The sequence below is a fragment of the Legionella israelensis genome, from assembly GCF_004571175.1.
Classification (GTDB): Bacteria; Pseudomonadota; Gammaproteobacteria; order Legionellales; family Legionellaceae; genus Legionella_D; species Legionella_D israelensis.
Genome location: NZ_CP038273.1, coordinates 285,512 through 306,905, shown reverse-complemented (window position 1 = coordinate 306,905; position 21,394 = coordinate 285,512). Strand labels below are relative to the sequence as shown.

Below are 21,394 nucleotides of genomic sequence, written 5' to 3'. Positions count from 1 at the left end.
AACTTCTCTTTTGCAAGCACAATAAACGCGTTAAAGCAGATTTGCCAACAATTCTGTCGTGTCAGTTTTATTTGACGTTAGAATATTATCACAGGCTTTTATAGCTGAACAAATAATAATTTTTTTAAAAAAGTTTTTTCCAGAGCCATTTAATTGTATATTCAAAAATTATTTCATGAATTAAAATTGACTTAAAAATGCGACATTTAATCTTTTTGTTCCTCCTGCTACTTAGCTCATGCAATTCACATCATCCTATTAACAATGAAAAAAAAATAAAACCATTAACCGAAAAGATAGAGCCGGCAAGCACATTGGAGGAGGATGGCCCTCCGCGTGCAATGAAAGAAGCTTCTTTTATAGAAGCGGTACCTGTCAGTGAACCGCTGAGTCGATATGGTAATCCTCAAGCATATGACGTTGAAGGCAAAACTTATAATGTATTGCAAACAGCAAGTGGGTATAAATCGCGAGGAATTGCGTCCTGGTATGGCACAAAGTTTCACAAGAAAAGAACCTCCAGCGGCGAAGAATACAACATGTACGCCATGACTGCCGCCCATAAAACACTCCCTTTGCCCACTTACGTGAAGGTTAAAAATTTGAAAAACGGACGCGTGGCTATTGTTAAAGTCAATGACCGCGGTCCTTTTCGCAAAGACAGAATCATCGATCTTTCTTATGCTGCCGCGGCGAAATTAGGATTGCTTCCAGAAGGTACGGCTCCCGTTGAGATTGAAACTTTAAAAAGTGCAGAAAAAAAAGCACTTTATTATATTCAAGCCGGCGCTTTTCATTCAGAGAAACTGGCCAAGTCATTACAAAAAAAGTTAGCCTTGTTGATATCATCGCCCGTTTTTGTTGCTCATTTTGATACGCATTTTCTGGTAAAGGCCGGGCCTTTCAAAAATATAAGTCATATTGAAGAGGCTCAGAAAGTGTTAGATGCGAATGGAATAAAAGGCAGTTTTGCGACCTTGAATTAGGAATCGTTCTGGAGTGCCACGCAGAAAATTTTTCCAACTACCGCTTTATACGAGCTGTTATTTTTCAATAAACGAAGGCTGATTTTCTCAACTTTGCCATTTTTTAGGGATAGAACCTCAGCTACTTGATAGCGGAGTCCATACGACACTTTGCAATACCACCGTAATTCGTGCCATTCCATTTTCTCAAGTCATCGATTTACAGTGACTTTGATAAATACAACGATGCGCTTGTATGGTTTTTAATCTATTGCTTTCCTTAAAAAATGGTTAAAGCCCAGTATTTTACTCATGAGTTTTTTAGTGTAACGGGGAAAAACATGTACTCAGCGCCTGCTATGGACAAATAATTCATGCTGTTATACATTGACACTTTTTTATGTGGGAAAAAGTAAATGCGTATTGCCTTAGGGGTAGAATACGATGGTAGCCAATATCATGGTTGGCAAGCGCAAGCGGGTTTGCACACAGTACAACAAGTCATTGAAAACGCCTTATCCAAAGTTGCAGATGCTTCAGTATCTGTAATTTGTGCTGGACGGACAGATACGGGTGTTCATGCAACGAATCAAGTCATCCATTTTGATACGGAAAAGGAAAGAACCACACGCTCCTGGATCCATGGGGCCAATTCTTTTCTGCCAAAAGATGTCTGCATAAAGTGGGCGAAGGAAATGCCAGAAGATTTCCATGCGCGTTATTCGGCTTTATCAAGACGCTATCGCTACATAATATATAATGGGCCTATCAGGCCTGCCATATTAAGAAGTGCTGTCACTTGGCAGCACCGACAACTGGATCACCGGATCATGAATGAGGCGGCCCAGCATTTAATCGGCGAGTTGGATTTTACTTCCTTTCGTTCCGTTGAGTGTCAGTCGAAAACACCAATGAGAAATGTACATCAGATAAAAATTACACGCTCAGCCGATTTGGTGATAATAGATATTACGGCAAACGCCTTTCTGCATCATATGGTTAGAAACATAGCCGGTGTATTGATAGCCGTTGGCTCTGGAAAACGACCGGCAAAATGGGTAAGAGAGGTGCTTTTGGCAAAAGATCGTAAACTGGGTGCGGAAACTGCGCCACCCTATGGTCTATATCTGGTCAATGTCGTTTATCCAGATCGGTTTTCAGTGGTTAAACCCCCTCCGGGTCCTTTATTTCTTTGGGAGTAATGCATGTCGAGGATCCGGATTAAATTTTGTGGAATGACTCGAAAAGAGGATATTATTCTCGCTACGTCTCTTGGGGTTGATGCAATTGGGTTGATCTTTGCTTCGGAAAGTTCTCGTTGTGTAACGGTTCAAAAAGCTAAATATTTATTATCCGATATTCCCCCTTTTATTGATGCTGTCGCTGTACTGGTCAATCCTAAACCGGATCGGGTAAAGCAAATTTTGCAAGAAATTCCAGTACAATTATTACAGTTTCATGGAAACGAATCTCCCGAGTTTTGCGAGCAGTTTAATTTTCCTTATATTAAAGCCGTGGCAGCAAACACATCAGAGATCCTCACAGAGTCGGCGCAGTCCTATCGTTCATCATCGGCAATATTGCTTGATACACCTTCCACAAAGATACATGGTGGGACAGGGCGGACTTTTGATTGGCAGATGATTCCCGAGATCTTGCCCAAGCCATATATTTTGGCAGGCGGGCTGAATGACGCTAATATTAAAAGGGCTTTGCAGTATAATCCTTATGCTGTTGATGTTTGTAGCGGCGTAGAACTATCACCTGGCATTAAAGACCATGATAAAATGAAACGTTTTGTAAAATTAATGAGAGTGAACAATGATCAATAAACAACTTCCTGATGAACACGGACATTTTGGCCCTTACGGTGGGATGTTTGTTGCTGATACCTTGATGAATGCCCTTCAACAATTGCAGGAGGCGTATCAGAATTATCATGATGATCCTGCTTTTCTTGAAGAATTGCAGCAAGAGTTAACAGATTATGTTGGTCGTCCTTCACCTCTTTATCATGCTCATCGTTTAAGTGAACAGGCAGGGGGTGCACAAATTTATTTAAAGCGAGAAGATTTAAACCATACTGGTGCGCATAAAATTAACAATACGGTAGGTCAGGCTCTGTTGGCCAAACGGATGGGAAAAAAAAGAATCATTGCTGAAACTGGTGCTGGCCAGCACGGTGTAGCCTCCGCCACAGTGGCAGCCAAGCTGGGAATGGAATGTGTCGTTTATATGGGCTCAGAGGACATCAAGCGCCAATCCAGTAATGTTTATCGGATGAAATTATTAGGTGCTGAGGTTATATCAGTGGATTCTGGTTCCAGAACTTTAAAAGATGCACTGAATGAAGCGATGAGAGATTGGGTGACTCATGTGGATGATACCTTTTATATTATTGGTACCGTTGCAGGACCGCATCCTTATCCAAAAATGGTGCGGGATTTTCAGGCAGTCATTGGTCGTGAAGTACGTGAACAATTGTTGACAAAGATAGGTCGATTACCTGATGCGCTTGTAGCTTGTGTCGGTGGTGGTTCAAATGCAATTGGATTATTTTATCCCTTTCTTGAGGATGCTTCAGTGCGCATGTACGGTGTAGAGGCTGGCGGCAAAGGTTTGCAAACAGGGGAGCATGCGGCCTCCTTGTTAGCTGGAAAGCCAGGCGTTTTACATGGCAATCGTACCTATCTTTTATGTGATAAAAACGGTCAGGTTCAAGATACTTACTCTATTTCTGCGGGTCTGGATTATCCAGGAGTAGGGCCGGAACATGCTTATTTGAAAGACATTGGACGTGTAAATTACGTGGCTATTAATGATGATGAAGCATTATCAGCATTTCATACTTTAACGAGGGTTGAAGGCATCATCCCTGCACTTGAATCCAGCCATGCAGTAGCCTATGCGATGAAGTTGGCCAAAACGATGAAATCGGATCAACATGTTATTGTAAATTTATCAGGCCGTGGCGATAAGGATATTCATACGGTTGCAAGTATAGACGGAGTAACGATATAACCGACACCGCAAACCGAGACTTTTGCCAAATTTTCAATAAAGCCAATGTTTTTGACGAACTTGAAAAGCGTTTTTTCATTTCGATGTTTATCAAAGATGGTCTATAAAATACTGTGCTGCGTAACATGAGTAAGTTATGATTTTCTTTTCAATTTATTTTGGGATACGTTATGAATCGAATTGATAAAAAGCTTTCCTATTTAAAGGATAATCATCGGAAAATGTTGAGTCCCTATATCACTGCAGGAGATCCACGTCCGGATTTAACGGTTCAATTAATGCATTATCTCGTTCAGGAAGGCGCTGATATCATTGAGCTTGGAATTCCATTTTCTGATCCCATGGCAGAAGGGCCTGCCATCCAGTCAGCTATGGAAAGAGCGCTTGCTTTTGAGGTAAACTGCAACGATGTATTGAACATGGTGGTTGAATTCCGAAAACAAGATGGTGAAACCCCCATCGTGCTTATGGGTTATCTTAATCCTGTTGAGCAATACGGTTATGAGAATTTTGCCCGCGATGCAAAGAAATCTGGCGTTGACGGTACGATTTTGGTGGATTTACCGCCCGAGGAAACGGAGACTGTAGCAAATATATGGGAAAAAAATAATTTATACAGTATATATTTATGTTCACCGACCACTTCAGATAACCGTATGAAAAAGATTAATCAATATGGAAAAGGTTATCTGTATTATGTATCGCTAAAGGGTGTGACAGGAGCAGATACATTTGATATAGAGCAGGTCAAATCGGATTATATGCGCAGAAAGTCACAAACGGATTTACCTCTGATGGTAGGATTCGGTATAAAAACAGCAGAAATGGCAAAAAAGGTATCTGAATTTGCTGATGGTGTGATTGTCGGTGCCGCACTTATTTCTCAAATTTTAACGGCTTATGAAAAAGATCAAAAGGATATTCGTGCCGGTGTTACACTTATAGGTAATATGAGAAAAGCCATTGACTATAATGGAAAATAATGATGACAGATGTAATTGAAAAACGACCACATTTTATTCGCCAGTTAATAAAAGATGACTTGGCTTCTGGACAGTATGAAGCGATCGTAACCCGTTTTCCTCCCGAGCCAAATGGTTATCTTCACATTGGACATGCCAAATCGATTTGCCTGAATTTTGAATTGGCCAGAGAATTTAACGGACGATGTTATTTGCGCTTTGATGACACCAATCCCATAAAAGAAGAAAAAGAATTTGTGGAGGCCATTATTGATGATGTCAAATGGCTCGGTTATCAGTGGCACGACATTACTTACTCTTCTGATTATTATCAGAAACTTTATGAATATGCTGTTCATTTAATCAAGCAGGGTAAGGCTTATGTTGACAGCTTATCCATGGCTGAGATTCGTGCCTACAGGGGAACTTTGCAGGAACGGGGAATAGAAAGTCCGCAGCGTAACCGTCCTGTTGAGGAAAACTTAGAGTTATTTGAAAGAATGAAAGCCGGTGAATTTGCCGATGGTGCCTATGTATTGCGGGCTAAAATAGACATGTCTTCCGGTAATATTAACATGAGGGATCCGGTCATGTATCGAATTCGCCATGTTCATCATCAACGCACAGGCGATGAGTGGTGTATTTATCCCATGTATGATTATGCTCATCCTGTCTCCGATGCTTTGGAGTATATTACCCATTCACTTTGTACCCTTGAATTCCAGGATCACAGGCCTTTATACGATTGGTTTATTCATCATTTGCCTGTGCCTTCAAAACCCGTGCAAACTGAGTTTGCCCGATTAAATTTATCTCATACAGTAACCAGTAAACGTAAATTACGTGAACTGGTTGAAAAAAAGGTGGTAAGTGGATGGGATGATCCACGTATGCCAACATTAAAAGGCATGAAAAAACGTGGTTATCCACCTGCTGCCATTCGTCAATTTTGTGAAATGATAGGTGTATCTCGCAGTGACTCGGTGATAGATATGTCCCTTTTGGAAGAGTGTGTACGTAATGAATTAAATCTTACGGCTAAAAGAGCACTTTGTGTGACTAGTCCTATCAAGGTGATTATTGAAAATTACCCGGAAGATAAAGTTGAAGAATTTTCTGTAAATTATTCGCAAAATAATCCTGATTTAGGACATCGTACTTTACCCTTTACGCGGGAAATATACATTGATCGAAATGATTTTATGGAAAATCCGCCAAAAAATTATTTCAGACTTTCGCCTGGAGCCGAAGTGCGCTTAAGACATGCCTATGTTATTAAATGCGAACGCGCCGTATATGATGATAAAGGTCAAGTGATTGAATTGCGTTGTACTTATGATGAAAAAACACTGGGTCAAAAGCCTGAAGGTAGAAAAGTGAAGGGTGTTATACATTGGGTAAGTTGTAAATATGCTTATCCAGTGACTATTTATCAATACGACCGTCTATTTAATGATCCAAATCCTGCCCGAGAAGAGGATTATTTTCAGTTTTTAAATCATGATTCACTGAAGGAGCAGAAAGGATTTTGCGAGCCTTCACTGGCTTTTCAGCCGGAAGGTGAGGTTTTTCAATTTGAGCGACTGGGTTATTATTGCGTCAACAAAGTTACTGAGAGAAAAGTTCAGGCTTTTCACCGCGTGGTAGACTTGAAAGATACCTGGGGAAAAATAAGTTAAGGGGATCATAAATGTTACAGGTATATAATTCATTAACACGTACCAAGGAAAAGTTTAAACCCATAACACCCGGGAAAATTGGGCTTTATGTATGTGGCATTACCGTTTATGATCGTTGCCATCTAGGGCATGCTCGCTCAATGGTTTGCTTTGATGTCATGGTCAGGTTTTTGCGCTCCCAGGGCTTTAAGGTTAAATTTGTCCGTAATATTACCGATATTGATGATAAGATCATTGCCCGTGCTGCAGAAAGAAATATATCCATAGAAGCATTGACCGAGCAATATATCACCGCCATGCATGAGGATATGCGGGCTTTAAACATTCTTCTGCCAGATATCGAACCTCGTGCTACTACACATATCGATTCCATTATCCAGTTAATTGAGCGTCTGCTCAAAAAAGGGTATGCCTATATCAGTGAAAATGGAGATGTCTGTTATCAGGTAGAGAAGTTTAAGGATTATGGAAAATTGTCTCATAAAGACATTGAGGGTTTAATGTCTGGTGCTCGCGTAGACATTGTTAAGGAAAAACGCTCTCCGCTCGATTTTGTTTTATGGAAAAAGGCAAAACTCGCAGAGCCCAGTTGGCCTTCGCCCTGGGGTGAGGGTAGGCCGGGGTGGCACATTGAATGCTCTGCCATGTCCATGCATGAGCTTGGGGAACATTTTGACATTCATGGAGGAGGATTGGATTTGCAGTTTCCTCATCATGAAAATGAAATTGCTCAAAGTGAAGCTGTTAGTGGTAAAGCCCTTGCAAATTATTGGATTCATGTAGGGATGTTACAAGTCAATAATGAAAAAATGGCCAAATCCTTAGGAAATTTTTTCACCATTCAGGATGTTTTAAAAGTACATCATTCTGAGGTGGTTCGTTATTTTCTATTAAGCAGTCATTATCGCAGTCCTCTCAATTATTCTGAAGAAAACCTGCACAATGCTGCCAGAGGATTAACTCGACTATACCAAACCATTAAAGATGTACCTTTAGAAGATCATGCACAACATCTCGATGAGCAATGGCTGAGCCAATTTAATGAGGCCATGAATGATGATTTTAATACGCCTGAGGCTTTATCTGTTATGTTTCAACTAAGTCACGAAGTGAATAAAAGATATGATCCCGTCTTAGTAGCAACCTTAAAACATATGGCTTCCATATTAGGTATTATGCAGAGTTCCGCTATTTCTTTCTTGCAGGGTGGTCTTAAAGAAGTTGATAAAAAAGAGATAGAAGACTTGATTCAACAACGACTGGAAGCCCGTGCCCAACGCAACTGGCAAAAAGCAGATGAAATAAGGGATTTACTGATTTTAAAAGGAATTGAACTGGAAGATGGTCCTACAGGAACAAGTTGGAGAACAAAAAAGAATAACCTATAATATTCATTTTGCCAGTAAAAGCAAATAGGTTAAAAGATATTGGTAGCGTTATGTTTATCAGAATCCTCTACGAATTGATAAGTTGAAAGTTAAGCCTACGAATTACCGCGGCATCAACAACCGCGGTCTATTGCATCTAAATTTATCGTCCTCCTCTAACCCATGCGAGCTGCTCTGCCAGTGACAGATCTGAGCCGTTTGAATCTGAAGGATATTCAGATTTAAGGTCTGAAATTATCTTGTCCCAATCCTGCTTTGACAGGTTTGTTTCCTGAATCTGATTAAAATAATTTCCTTCCTGAATATCGTATTCATCATCCATGACAGATGTAGAATCATCATAGGATTTGGAACTTCCTTCTGCCAAATGAGCGCTTTTTAAATGCTCCTTGCCGATGACAAGATCTAGATCAAATGTAGTTTGAATATCTTGTGCCAAGACAAAAACATAATTTCGGAAGGAATGTTTTTTGTGGCTACTGGATTTTATGTTTTTAAATAATTTTAAGAAGGATCGTTTGATTTCTTGATTTAAAATATTTAAACACTCAGTGGCATCTTGGCCGTCAGTGATTTGATTATTATAGGTAGACAGGCAATGCCATAGGTCTTTATTCCAGGCTTCCATTGCTTGAAGGGCGATTTTTCTTCCATTAGCATTATGTTTGAAAAACATTGAACGATCAAAGTTTTTGGCCTTATCGCAATAATCTTTTAGTGCGATGGCGCCCATGTTAATTATTTTACTGATTTTTTTAAATTGAATGAATTTTATTACTTCGTCCTGATTGAGTTTAAATGAATAATTCTCGTTAGAGGAGTCTTCTTCATTAAAGAAATCATCAATATCAATAGAGGATTCATCAATAAAGAGAGTTTTTTGACTTTCATAAGCCTTGCTCCTCACAGTAGAATCCTCTAATGATGAATCCTCTTCCTTAGAGAATGGGTCAACATCAATAGATGACTCATTACCAATAAAGAGACTTTTTTGCCATTGATATGCTTCTCTCCGCAAAGCAGGATCCTCAAATAGAGCATCTGGATAATTATGGTTACCAGGAAGCAATAATTCTGCAATCACTCCAAATGAATAGTAATCAGACCAGGGGCCTATTGTGTCACTCGAGGCGTTGGGGTCCATGTACTCTGGCGCAACATGTGGCTGCAGAGATAATTGTATCTTTCTAAATATTTTGTAAGCTGTATTTGAACTTTGAAAGGAGTCAAACAAGCTGTATTGTGGATCACTGTCATCGATGTTTATCGCCCGGCCAAAGTCAATAATAGTACAGGTTTGTGTTTCAGGCTCATAAAAAATATTATCCAGCTTCAAATCGCGGTGGATTATGCCATGTTCGTGGAGTTCTAAAAGCTTTGAAAATAGAGATTGGAGAAATTGTTCTTTTTCTTCATCTGTTCTTTCCTGATTAAAATAATCTTGAGCAGAGCTGCCCGGTGCTCTTGGAATTTCAAAGGCAAAAGAGCCTTTGAGCCTGTATATCTTTAATTGCTTATTTTTGTTGAGTTTTTTAAGTATATTGTATTCATGGGATGCCCGTATGGGATCTTCATCGGTTTTTAAGCATTTATCGCCTAATTCATTGTTTTCAGTGTACAGTGAATACACCACTCCACGATTTCCCTTCCCGATTAATTTATAATCAACAATGCCAGTCAATGAATGATCGACAATCAACTCATCAATGGAATCATGTGGCCTGAGAGAATTGTCCGCAACATTAAGGCGTTGATAGACTTGAATAGCCTCGAGCATTTTATTTGGTTTGGCGTTGGGTACAGGGATTCCGGCATCAAGTAAGGCCTTTTGTATTTCTTCTAAAGCATAAAACAGCTGTTGAATGCCCGCCGGATCAAGCTCTTCGCTTTTAAAATACTCTGAAAGAAAGCTGATATAAAATACATGTAAAGTTTGTAATTGATTTTTTACCGTTTCAAAATGACGATCATCTATTCCCTTAATAATTTTATCTTTTGTTAAAATAATATATGGAAACAGACTCGATCTGGTGTCTTCATAAGGTAAATCACTGTTTTCAAGGAGCGATGAAGTTAAACTTTGAATATTTGAAATAACAATAGAATCTTGAACATGAGAGGTGCTTCCTAACATAGAATTAAATAAAGAAGTAGACATGGCTACTTTAATTGAATCTAAAGTAAGTTGTTCATCAATTTTTAATTCTTTTAGGGCGTTGAAATATTGTTCCACATCATCCTGTTCACTGCCATTACTGGGTTGCAATACAGTGTTAAGCATGGCATCGATATATTCATCCAGAATTTCGCCTAAAAACAAAATCTTTTTGTATTTTTTAGACAGATTTTCTGTTTTTTCTTTTAATCGATTAACTGTATTTTTAATTTCTGAGGGTTGCTCGAGCTGTAACTTTTGAGAGACGCGCAGCATTTCCGAAAGTAAGGTACTCATTCGCACGGTAAATAAGTTAGGAATCGTGCTGTCATTGTTTAATGGTATCCATTGATTTTTATCTTCAATTCCTGAAAGCAAATGCTGCATGCTTTTACTAAATAAACGAGTATGCAACATAGCTGCCATTTGATTGGTAAATTCTGGATTGGATGTTTGTTCATAACGATGAAAAGAGCTTAATTTTTCCATTATGGTGGAAATTGTAGAGAGACACTTTAGCAATGATTCATGCTCTTTTTCTGTAGCGTCATTTTCAAAATCAAGTTGACGCAGGAGTTCAATTTGCTCAGTGATAATGGTTTCAATATTATTCCCATCAAGCATTGTATCGGAGAGAACGTTTTTACTCAGGATTTCATAGGATTGATTAAGTTCACTTTGTTTACTGTCGGCCCATTTGATTTCTTCAGACTGAATAACCCGCTGGCTCACCAGGGTCATATTATTGTAGATGGTAAAAAATTCAGACAACTGTTGGTACAAGGTGATTAAGATTTGTTTTATTTCATTTGCATTCATGGCAGGTTCCTACTGAAATTATGATTTTGTGTGAGTGACTTGGGTAGACGACTGTGTATAAGGGATTGTAAATTTCGTTTATTAATAAAAAATTAATGGACTGTCGTATAGTTGCCATCAGCTCTTTGCAAAATAAAGTTTTGCACTTAAGACATAAAAAGTAAAAACAGGGAATGGAATAAATAACTCACTGATTTAATTCAAATAATTTATGCTTTGTTTTGTGAAAAAGGAGGTATAAATAAAGAACAGGACCTTATTTGAATTAGTTTCGACTTAATCTGACATAACCACTTGAAAAGGTGAGAGTTTCCGGTTTTGATAGAAGTGCAAACTTTAACAAAACCAAAAGGAAAACTCTCATGATAGATAATAACGTTAAAATTATTAAACACAAAGTTGGCTTACTAAATTTAGCTGAAGAATTAGGCAATGTATCGAAAGCCTGTAAGGTAATGGGTTTATCACGAGACACCTTCTATCGTTATAAATCAGCGGTAGAATCTGGTGGGGTAGATGCCTTATTTGATAAGTCACGAAGGCAACCTAATCACAAGAACCGTGTTGACGATTCTATAGAGCAAGCGGTAAAAGAGTACGCCATAGAATATCCAGCTCATGGTCAACTACGCACCAGTAATGAGTTGCGTAAGAAAGGGATTTTTGTATCCCCTAGTGGCGTTCGCAGCGTCTGGCTTAGGCATAATTTAGCTAACTTTAAAGACCGTTTGAAGGCACTTGAAGCCAAAGTAGCATCAGAGGGCATTATTCTCACAGAAGCACAAATTGCAGCTTTGGAGAAGAAGAAGTTTGATGATGAGGCTTGCGGCGAAATTGAAACAGCACATCCTGGCTATCTTGGTTCCCAAGATACATTCTATGTGGGAACTATCAAAGGAGTTGGCCGCATTTATCAGCAGACTTTTGTTGATACTTATAGCAAAGTGGCATTTGCCAAGCTCTATACAACAAAAACGCCTATTACATCAGCAGATCTCCTTAACGACAAGGTCTTGCCGTTCTTTGAGCAGCAGCAGTTACCTATGCTGCGTGTTTTAACTGACCGGGGTACAGAGTATTGTGGGAAAGTAGAACAGCATGACTATCAGCTTTATTTAGCTATTAACAACATTGATCACACGAAAACTAAAGCACAATCACCGCAAACAAACGGTATTTGTGAGCGTTTCCACAAAACGATTTTGCAGGAGTTTTATCAAATCACATTCCGTAAGAAAGTTTACGATGACATGGATGAACTGCAAAAAGATCTGGACGTATGGCTTCATTATTATAATAATGAGCGCACCCATCAAGGCAAAATGTGCTGTGGACGTACTCCAATGCAAACATTGATTGATGGCAAACAAATCTGGAAGGAAAAATTGATAGGCTGAATTTGACCTGACAGACACTTCTGAAAAACCGGTAACTGTCAGATCAAGTTTGAACTACTACACCTTATTTACAGGCTAAAACTATTTTCCTGAACATTTTCAAATTCGAAAAAGCGCTCTGTTCCCGTTACTTGAAAATAACACTCAGTAGTGATCTCACTTATATTTGGGTTGAGAGCAATCAATTCATCTAATTTTTCTCGATAATTTGAATACAAACCAGTCTCTACATAATATTGCTCTGCAATCCTTAGACGATCATTAGCTGAGAGTTCTTCTAGATCATCAACAGGAGTTTCCATTTGAATCTTAAACTGAGTGTTCGCCCATGGATCTGCTACGATTAACCAATCAGAATGACCATCCTTTGCAATCACAAAATGATGAGCTCCACCCAAACCAAATATTTTTGCCTCAATGTCCTGGGCTAACAATGCATCGCATAAAAAACAAGCAAGTGTTGTACAATTTGCATAATGTATACTCTCAGCCTGTTGTCGGTATTCAGTCATACTACTGGATAATGCCCTCGCTTCTATTAATTGCTCATCCAGGGCGCGGTATTCCTCTTCGGTTTTTCGGTTGCTTCCATAGGATTCTGTAAATATATCAGGAAGTTCCTTGCCATTGGTGAGAGGGGTCTCCCCACAAAGGTCAAGCAATTCAACACCGGTTCTGCTAATAAAAAATGTTGAGGTAAGTTTTTCTATTTCTCTTCTTGTAATCTTCTCAGCGTCTTGATGGGTATATCTTGCAAGAAAATCTTTTTCACTCTCATGACGGTGCCTCACGGTATTTTGATATTGTTCTTTAAAAAAGGCAAATGTCTGTTTTGTCATACCGGTTCTACCAAGGCTGATTTTATCAGCGGCTTTTGAGCCTAATTTTTCAACAGCATGCAATAATTTAACCCAGCTTATGTTTTTACCATTTGACTCAGCGAGAGATGCATTTGAAATCATTTTCATTATTTTCGCAATATTTTTAGGTACGGTGGCTTGATGTGTTACGAGACCATTTTTATCTTGAATGTCGATATTCACGCCGCCACTTCCGGTGTCCCATTTTGTGTATGCGAATGTTTCGAAAAGCCCTTTTAATACTTTGTGTGCCTGTTCTTCTGCTCCTTCATGACATAAGTCTTCATTTGGAGAAGAAACAATCTCAGCCAAATGATGTAGCTGGTAATCTAACAGTTTTGATCTGGCCTTCTTTTTTTCATCTTCACTTAGTAGTGAATGATCAATATCAATATTTATTTGCTTTATCGCACCATTACGATGATGTATATCACGCAAAAAATCATCTCTATAGTCATCATTTAAAATTAATCCAACTCCATATTCATTCGTAATAATATTTTCGTGATCTACTCGCGCACAAAGGGGGGCGATGGGTAACTCATCACTTGCATCGAGTATCTCTTCAATATTATGTTCGCTATCGTCAAGATAGTGTATGGTGCATGAATTACTTCTATATCTCTTTTGAATATCTTCACACAAATATCGAAACTGCAATACTTTCCCGCGTGGATGAATAAGATCCACGTTATCGGCCTCAAATTGAATTGTATCTAAATCTAAAGGTTCATATTCATCAAATAATTGCTCTATTAGATGAGGTTCAATAATCTCACCCAGCTTTTGTTTTTTTATATCTTCATCTGTATCCTCAGCTAATATTTCATTTATTCTATTTTTAATATGGTCTAATTCCTCTTGCGTAATGTCTAAAATGTCTTCAGAAGTTCTCCCTTCAGCAATCAATGGATCTTGTAATACTTTATTTTCAAATTCATTTAAGTGCTCAGAAAAATAGCTTGTGGGTTTACCGTATAAATGGTCCATTGATGTAGAAACTTTAATCTCTTTACCGGTAAGCTCCTGTAGTTCGTTCACAATGCTTGAAGTCGTGGGAAAATAATCGGTTTCATCATGATAAGCTCTGGATATTGCCGGCCTTTGAATGATGCGACTTCTTTGTGTGAATAAAATGATTTCATCGTAATTTTCTTTTTGGATATGCTCAATAATTGCAGGGTTTAGTTGCCCATTTACTTTCAGACAATTATCAATGTCTAAGATTAGGATTTTTGGATTTGGATTTCTTGCAATTAAATTAAATTTTTCTCCCTTTGCAATATTTGGAGAATCTATACTTAATTTTTCTCCTTTTGATAATGATTTAGGCAGGCGAATATCAAAGTGATCAATACAAAATTCGTGTAGCTCAGAAGCAAAAATACTATTTGACTCAAGACCCAGGCGTCCTTTACCTCCGCTTCTTAAAATATGCCTGTACTCCTTGAGGATGGCTTCGGTAAAGGTATAGATTTTTCCTTCAGGTGATAAATCCATCTTTTCGATAACATCTAATTGCTCTAACAACCTTTTAGCGCTATTTCTTTTAGAAGGTACATTTTCAGCCAGCTCTTTAAAAGAATCACGGACGTTTTCCCAATGTTCCTCTACATTTATCTCATGTATGTCTTCATAGGAATCCGAATTTGATAAATCAGGTTGATTGTTTTCCACCCATTCAACTAACCAAGGACAGTTGTTGTTGATATATTCTGCATGTTCACCATGAACTAAATGATTAACAGCATTCCAAAATCGCTTGGTATGATTATTCATACCTCTTCCTTTTACCAGGACTGCAGCAGCATGCATTCCTCGTTCGAATTCTTCTTTTGTTAACGGGTTTTCTAACAAAATCGATTTCATTAAATTATAATAAAGAGATTGTACTGCTGCTCTATCAATACCATCCTTGCATTGATCACTTATAGAAATTGGGTTTAATTTTTCTATAATGTAATTTTTTAACTCATATTTTGAAAAATGAAACAGTATTGCTTGTTGTTCGCTTGAGCTAAAACTGGTTTTATTCTCAAGACCTAATGCATGCAAAGTATTGTCATAAAGCTCTTCAAGTATTGCTTCTTGATCATCTTCAAAAATTAATTCACGAGCTTTGGGACTGATATGGAAATCATTAAGCTCCTCTGAAAGACTAGGATCTTCACTTGCAAGTTTGATTATAAAATCTTTAAATTCTTCTTTTTCAATGGGCACAAACTGCTTTTCCAGTCTCTCTATACTCATTAAACCTAGATCAGCGGGTAAGGTAATCACCACGACGTTTGGATGCTCATTCTCTAATTCATGAAGTTTTGAAGACATTTCTTTTTCGATATTGCGCTCAAACTTAGCTTTTCCAGTTAGTCCTTTATTGGAATAACCCAGCCCGTTGAAATAAATATGGGTAATACTTGCAGGATACTTTTGTTCCTGAACTTCGAGATATCGCTTAAATAGGGGACTTACGATAGGATCACGTATATGCCGTTGGGCTTGTGTACCCATTCTGATTTCAATGGGTAAGTCCAATTCTTGTTTATATTGATAATGTTTAACAGAAGGCTGACTGGTTGTTCTTTGCGGTTTAAAACTTGGAGCGAGCGCAGTATCCCATACTCTGGTTAATGTTTCCTCTCTTTTAACGGGGGTGATGCTGTTCCGTTTATAACCCGATTTTTTCATGCGTTCTTTGAGCGCAACATTAAATTCATCTGATGTTTGATTAATTAATAGTTCTTCCCCTATCATAGTGTGCGCTCTCTCGAGAGCATGATTTTCGTTTAAATAAATACATTCAACAATACCATCCAGCTTACTTAACTCTTCCTTATCAGTGGCTTCTCGTATAAAACTTTCTATTTTTGACATGAATTTAGTATATAAATCACCATAAGAGAATGAGTCATTATATTCCTCACATTCATTGTAAATTTGGTTAAACAATTTCTTTAAGTCTTGAGGGAAAGAAGCGGGATTTTCGAAAAAGTCCAGATTGTGTTCTACGATATAACGCAAGTATTCATAGCTATTAATATTACGTAACTGATCGCTGTTTTTTATATAAAAAATGCCGTAGTTATTGGAAAAATCTTTTTTCTCGCGATCTTCATTGATCATGTAATAAAAATTAGTTTCAGCATCGACATTATGTAGATTTAACTCAGTGCTTTTCTCTATACTGCGAGGCAGGTTTATAAATAAATGATCTTGACAGAACTGCCTAAATTCTTTTGCCAGTCTGCTATTTGATTCAAAACCTAAACTTCCTTTACCTCCTGTCGTCAAAATTAATTTATATTCATCAAGGAGTTCTGATGTAAATTCTATAATTTTGTCTTCATCCGATTTTTCTTTGTCATTTATTCGTTCGATTTTAGTCAGTAAACGTCTCAGCCCTTGTCTATTTGTATTTGAGTTGTCGGCTAATTCATGGAAAGATTGGCGAATATTCTGCCATTCGGGAATAAGAACTGAATCATTTTCAAAGTGTTTTATTACACCCAATAAACCACGAATTTTCCTATAATCTTCATGTTCCATGAGATATTGCTTTCTGCTAATATTAACGTCTTTAACATGTTGCTCATATTCACGTAACTTTCTTGCATATTCAGCATACTCTTCTTCGTATTGCGGGTTACGTACTTGAGGAGGATCTATCCATATAGAGATTGGATTAAAATGAGGATCATCGATATATTCTTCTGGTGGAAAGGGTTTTCTAATCTGCGGAGGATATTTGTTTCTCGCCTCTTTAATGATCTCACTTAATCTTTCATTAAGTTCTGTTTGTATTGCTGATAACCAATCAGAAAATTCTTCTTCATTGTTAATATCAGGAATATCAATGGTGGGATAGATATCAAAAAGTGCTTGATATATATCTAATTCATTATAATCATTAATTTTCTGACCATTAAGAAAACGTTTCATTTTATTATCCTGATATTTTGTTTTTGTGTTTGTATCCACAAATTAATTAATAAAATTTTAAAATTAATACTGTCATAAGATGGAATAATATATTTGCAATATGCCTTATATTATAACAAAAAGTCAGTGTTTACCCCAAATAGTTTATTTGTAAATAGGATATTAAAGCGCAATACCTCATTGCATTATCTAAAAAATCGATGGTTTTAAATGTTAATAAATTGCGCAGAATTTTTTAAAAATGATGAATTATCAGTTGGTTATCTTTTTCATGCTGAATGGTTCGGTTTAATAGTGACAACTCCACCGCAGTATATGTCGAATTTCCGCCATACAATTAATAAATTCTTTAAATAATTTGTGTAATATTTAATCTAAGAAAATTATTAATTTCAAATTATGCCTAACAAAGCTACGGTCAAGTCCAAAAAGTGCTGTAAATTCCCATTAATTCAGCCTATCAAGTTAGTACGTTATTTAGTCAAAGCATTCATCCCTACAACATTAGACTTTCCGGCTTCATTCTCAGCCAGCCAGTCATTAAATTCGTCCATATTAAGATAACGCCTTGATTGCCACTGCTCGTTTTGTTCAGCTAATAAAGCGCCAATCAGCCGCCATGCAGAATCATCATTAGGAAATATCCTTATCACTCGTTCTCGGCGCCTGATTTCCTCGTTAATTCGCTCTTGCATGTTGGTGGTGCGAAGTCGCTTCCTGTATTTCTCCGGCAACGCCATAACTACCATGGCATCGTCAAAAGCCTCCTCAAGGCAGGTAACTGATTTTGGTGCTTTTTTCTCAAAGGCATCAATAAAATCATCGCGTCTACGCCTGGCTTCTTCCATATCAGGTGCCTGAAAAACAAGCTTTGCCTTTTCAGCAACATCTTTGCGGTGTCTGACAGAGCAGTGCCCGAGGATGTTGCGCATCAAGTGAACTTGGCATCGTTGCCAGGTTGCACCTTGAAAGTGCTTTCTAGCCGCTTCCACAAGCCCTGCATGCTGGTCTGACACAACATACATCACGCCTTTTAGCCCACGAGATTTTAGCCATTTAAACGCTTCATCCCATGTAGCATAGCTCTCAGTGTCACCAATGCGAAGGCCCAGTATTTCACGGTAGCCATCACTTCTGATACCCGAGATGGTCAAGGCTGCTCGAGACACGACTCTGTCACCATCACGACACTTGATAAACATCGCATCAACCATGATAAATGGGTAGTTGTCACCATCAAACCGACGCTCGTTGAAGGCTCTGACTCTTGCATCAAGACCAGAACACAGTTGACTGACGGTTGACTTTGAAAAACTAGCACCGCAAAGTTCTTCAGTAATGTTATTAACTTTTCTGGTTGATACGCCATTAACAACCATTTCCATCAGAGCCAATACAAAAGCCTGCTCACTGCGTTGATAGCGCTTAAAAATATCGGTAGAAAAAGAGCCATCACGTGTCTGCGGCACTTGAAGAGTGACTGGTCCCACACGAGTGTATAGTTGTCTTGGACGGTAACCGTTACGATAGCCTATACGTTCACCTGAACGTTCATGCTTGTCTGCTCCCAGACTTTCTGACACCTGTGCCTCCAATACCTGATTCAATACACCTTCAACAAGCTTTGCGAGCCCATCCTGGCTTGATAAAAGTTCTGGAAGCAATTCCTTTCCAACTGTAATATTGTAATCCGTCATCGCTAATCTCCTTCGATAGTTATTGTTTTTCACAACTCAATAGTACCGAATTTTAGCGATGACTCCACTCCTAAAAAGTCAACCTGAATTTACAGCAGTTTACGGACATAACCAAAGCTACACCTCAATCTCTATTTAAAGATGACAATCAAGCAAACAATCCACTGCATGATGCGATTTTAGATTGTGATGTTAAAGTGTTTCGAATTTTATTGAGAACTACTGATGCCGATACGCTTCAATTCTGGCTAAAAGAAAAATCATTTGGTAATACCCCCTTGCTCTTGGCTACTAAAACCTGCGCAGTAGATATAGTAAAAGAAATCAGTGTTCTTTCCTCTGAAGGTTTTGATATCGGAGTTGAAGAAGAAGATAGCTCTTACTTAAGGCCCCTGCACTGGGCTGCATTATTTAAATCAAAAGAAATGATAGAGTCATTGGTCAAATCTGGGGCGCATCCTAAGAATGGTTATAGAATAAATTGGGATAAGCATCTGATAGCGTCAGACTTATTAAGGATACCCCCAGCATACTATGCAAAAGCATTTGAAAATGTTATCGCTTTAGAACGTATAAAAGAAAAAGATCAGGAGTTTCTGGAAGCCAGTCAATTAAACGATGGAAAGTACAAAATAAATTTTTCGGATGCTTTTTTCCACTGGGATAGAATTTGTATTAATTTAGGGCTAATTGATAAAAATCAATTTTTCAACAGAGATGTGCGGCAGTCAGCAAAGTATTTTATGGAAAATACTATTGATGCGCGATATCTTTTTATCAATTATTTAGAAGGACAGCAACAAGAATTAGAAAGTATAGACGATGTATTAGGGAGCACAACTATATCTTCGAAACAAAATTTATCTGTATATATGAATATGATTGCACAAGTAGAGCTTGATGATGCTCCAGCCTATTTACAGGATCAAACTGATTTTAAAAAGAAACTACTGAGTATTGGGGCAGATTGTTGTCGACAGGATAACTTCATTAAAGCTTGTGAAGAATTAAATGATGTAACACAAGATTATCGAAACGAACGAGATAATAACATCAAATCCTTGAAAAAATCGGGTAAAAAGGTATTGGTTTCTTTCCAAAAACTGGCCCATGAAGGTAAATTAGATACACCAGATAAAATCACTCAAGCCACTCGTTATATACAAGGAACAACAAATGTAGTATGCAATCCAACCGTAGACAATATAAGACGACATGCTCAAAATACTTCCGCCATGATAGGCAAACATCGGAATTGGGGAAAGATGGCTTGCTCAGCCATGTTAGCTGTTCTTGGCTTAGGTATGATAGGCACGGCCATAACTTTGGGCATCCTGTCATCTGGATTTTCAACCCCTTTATCTATTGCAGGGATAAAAATTGGAGCAGCATTGGTGGCCAAAGCAGCAATAGGAGTCAGCATTGCTGGTACAGGTTTATTGGCAGAGGGTGGATTTTTTGCAAATCGAGGCAGAAAAGGCGATGTTGCAGTTGAAATGGAAGACTTCGCTGACAAAGCAGATAAAGTTGAACGGAATCTTCAATTTATTTAGAACCCCCGGGTTCGGAGTTTTTTCAGCAGCTCATATGCAGTGGGCGAAGGTGGTTTTTGTTGTTTACAGCAGAAATTTGCAAAGTCGTCATATTCATTGGGTAATCCCCCATTTTTCCCTGTGATTTTAAGTTTTGACCGAATTTGTTTTCAATTTTCGCGGACGAGCTTTAGCAAAAGCCGTAACAAACAGCCCTAAAAAGATAACTATTATTCCAAATACTTCGGGACTAGTGGGTATCTCATCTAATAAGAAAAATGCTAAAAGCAGTGTAATAGCAGGTGATAGAAGTGAAAGTTTCGACACTAAATTTAAAGAAATATTCAATTTTAGTGCCTTAAGCCAAAGTACATCAGCCAGCACAATAGTTAGGCCAGCATAAACCAACATAATTATCCAAAGTTCGCCATGAAAAACTCCTAGGAAGTGTTCCCAACCAAAAGAAAGATAGGTAATCCAAAAGAAAATAATCGCAGAAAATAAATTTGTTACGGAAGTTATCGTCATGAAAGAGCAATCCTCGATAAGTCTTTTATCTATCACCTCTATTGCATTAATACAAATCGTAGCCAGAACAACAAGCCAATCGCCGATTCGAAAAGTAAAACCGCTTTTATAGAAAAGAATAGAAAATGTACCAATGGTAATAATGGAATATCCCCAAATTTCATTGCGCGAAACTTTAATACCAATAATTAACGTGCTGATAATAATGAAAAATACGCCGTCTAATTGCGAAATAAGCGTGACATTAATGACCGTGGTACGTTCTAACGCAAAATAAATTAACATAGGATATAAAAAAGTGAAAAACGTGCTTCCCATAAGAAATAAAAAGGTTCGGCGTGGTATGTACCAAACTTCTTTTGCAATAGCCGCTGGGTTTTTAAATAAAAATGGAACAAGGCCTGCGCACAAATTACCTACGAACAAAACATTACAAAACCGGATAGCATCTG

At 38.0% G+C, this 21,394-nt stretch carries 12 protein-coding genes and 1 pseudogene; 9 read left to right on the top strand and 4 right to left on the bottom strand.

The window, feature by feature from the left end:
- Nucleotides 1-197: 197 nt before the first annotated feature.
- The 7 genes from E4T55_RS01285 (at nt 198) to cysS (ending at nt 8,015) form a co-directional block, all read left to right on the top strand.
- Nucleotides 198-986: a septal ring lytic transglycosylase RlpA family protein gene (locus E4T55_RS01285; RefSeq protein WP_058501684.1), complete on the top strand. Its 789-nt coding sequence runs from the start codon at nt 198-200 to the stop codon at nt 984-986.
- A 395-nt stretch (nt 987-1,381) separates the two neighbouring features.
- Nucleotides 1,382-2,167, top strand: a complete 786-nt coding sequence (truA, locus tag E4T55_RS01280) for a tRNA pseudouridine(38-40) synthase TruA (RefSeq protein ID WP_058501685.1) — start codon at nt 1,382-1,384, stop codon at nt 2,165-2,167.
- A gap of 3 nt (nt 2,168-2,170) precedes the next feature.
- The gene (locus E4T55_RS01275) at nt 2,171-2,797 is read left to right on the top strand and encodes a phosphoribosylanthranilate isomerase (RefSeq protein WP_058501686.1); all 627 of its coding nucleotides are present in this window, start codon (nt 2,171-2,173) and stop codon (nt 2,795-2,797) included.
- The gene (gene trpB, locus E4T55_RS01270; protein WP_058501687.1) at nt 2,787-3,986 is read left to right on the top strand and encodes a tryptophan synthase subunit beta; all 1,200 of its coding nucleotides are present in this window, start codon (nt 2,787-2,789) and stop codon (nt 3,984-3,986) included. Before E4T55_RS01275 ends, trpB begins: the two co-directional genes overlap by 11 nt.
- Nucleotides 3,987-4,156: 170 nt before the next feature.
- Entirely contained in the window at nt 4,157-4,969 is an 813-nt protein-coding gene (gene trpA / locus E4T55_RS01265; RefSeq protein WP_058501688.1) for a tryptophan synthase subunit alpha, read from the top strand.
- Between the two features lie 2 nt (nt 4,970-4,971).
- A complete protein-coding gene (locus E4T55_RS01260; RefSeq protein ID WP_058501689.1) occupies nt 4,972-6,627 on the top strand; it encodes a glutamine--tRNA ligase/YqeY domain fusion protein in 1,656 nt (551 codons plus the stop codon).
- A gap of 11 nt (nt 6,628-6,638) precedes the next feature.
- Nucleotides 6,639-8,015, top strand: a complete 1,377-nt coding sequence (gene cysS / locus E4T55_RS01255) for a cysteine--tRNA ligase (RefSeq protein WP_058501690.1) — start codon at nt 6,639-6,641, stop codon at nt 8,013-8,015.
- Between the two features lie 142 nt (nt 8,016-8,157).
- Here cysS and E4T55_RS01250 read toward each other — a convergent pair whose 3' ends face one another.
- On the bottom strand, nt 8,158-10,989 hold the full coding sequence (locus E4T55_RS01250; protein ID WP_058501691.1) for a protein kinase domain-containing protein: 2,832 nt from the start codon (nt 10,987-10,989) through the stop codon (nt 8,158-8,160).
- A 362-nt stretch (nt 10,990-11,351) separates the two neighbouring features.
- Between E4T55_RS01250 and E4T55_RS01245 the strand changes: the two are divergent.
- A pseudogene (locus E4T55_RS01245) lies at nt 11,352-12,465 on the top strand (IS481 family transposase).
- On the opposite strand, the gene E4T55_RS01240 reads toward E4T55_RS01245, so the two are convergent.
- Nucleotides 12,455-17,185: a hypothetical protein gene (locus E4T55_RS01240; RefSeq protein WP_058501834.1), complete on the bottom strand. Its 4,731-nt coding sequence runs from the start codon at nt 17,183-17,185 to the stop codon at nt 12,455-12,457. The pseudogene E4T55_RS01245 and the gene E4T55_RS01240 sit on opposite strands and share 11 nt — an antisense overlap.
- A 473-nt stretch (nt 17,186-17,658) precedes the next feature.
- A complete protein-coding gene (locus tag E4T55_RS01235; protein WP_115325208.1) occupies nt 17,659-18,882 on the bottom strand; it encodes an IS256 family transposase in 1,224 nt (407 codons plus the stop codon).
- Nucleotides 18,883-19,079: 197 nt separating this feature from the next.
- Between E4T55_RS01235 and E4T55_RS01230 the strand changes: the two genes are divergently transcribed.
- Nucleotides 19,080-20,435: an ankyrin repeat domain-containing protein gene (locus E4T55_RS01230; RefSeq protein WP_058502118.1), complete on the top strand. Its 1,356-nt coding sequence runs from the start codon at nt 19,080-19,082 to the stop codon at nt 20,433-20,435.
- Nucleotides 20,436-20,561: 126 nt separating this feature from the next.
- Here E4T55_RS01230 and E4T55_RS01225 read toward each other — a convergent pair whose 3' ends face one another.
- Nucleotides 20,562-21,368, bottom strand: coding sequence for a DMT family transporter (locus E4T55_RS01225; RefSeq protein WP_082636543.1), 807 nt, complete (start codon nt 21,366-21,368; stop codon nt 20,562-20,564).
- Nucleotides 21,369-21,394: the final 26 nt, after the last annotated feature.

Bases quoted from the DNA above. Each gene is read 5' to 3' on its own strand.
- E4T55_RS01285 (WP_058501684.1), top strand. From the start codon at position 198: ATGCGACATTTAATCTTTTTGTTCCTCCTGCTACTTAGCTCATGCAAT.
- truA (WP_058501685.1), top strand. From the start codon at position 1,382: ATGCGTATTGCCTTAGGGGTAGAATACGATGGTAGCCAATATCATGGT.
- E4T55_RS01275 (WP_058501686.1), top strand. From the start codon at position 2,171: ATGTCGAGGATCCGGATTAAATTTTGTGGAATGACTCGAAAAGAGGAT.
- trpB (WP_058501687.1), top strand. From the start codon at position 2,787: ATGATCAATAAACAACTTCCTGATGAACACGGACATTTTGGCCCTTAC.
- trpA (WP_058501688.1), top strand. From the start codon at position 4,157: ATGAATCGAATTGATAAAAAGCTTTCCTATTTAAAGGATAATCATCGG.
- E4T55_RS01260 (WP_058501689.1), top strand. From the start codon at position 4,972: ATGACAGATGTAATTGAAAAACGACCACATTTTATTCGCCAGTTAATA.
- cysS (WP_058501690.1), top strand. From the start codon at position 6,639: ATGTTACAGGTATATAATTCATTAACACGTACCAAGGAAAAGTTTAAA.
- E4T55_RS01250 (WP_058501691.1), bottom strand. From the start codon at position 10,989: ATGAATGCAAATGAAATAAAACAAATCTTAATCACCTTGTACCAACAG.
- E4T55_RS01240 (WP_058501834.1), bottom strand. From the start codon at position 17,185: ATGAAACGTTTTCTTAATGGTCAGAAAATTAATGATTATAATGAATTA.
- E4T55_RS01235 (WP_115325208.1), bottom strand. From the start codon at position 18,882: ATGACGGATTACAATATTACAGTTGGAAAGGAATTGCTTCCAGAACTT.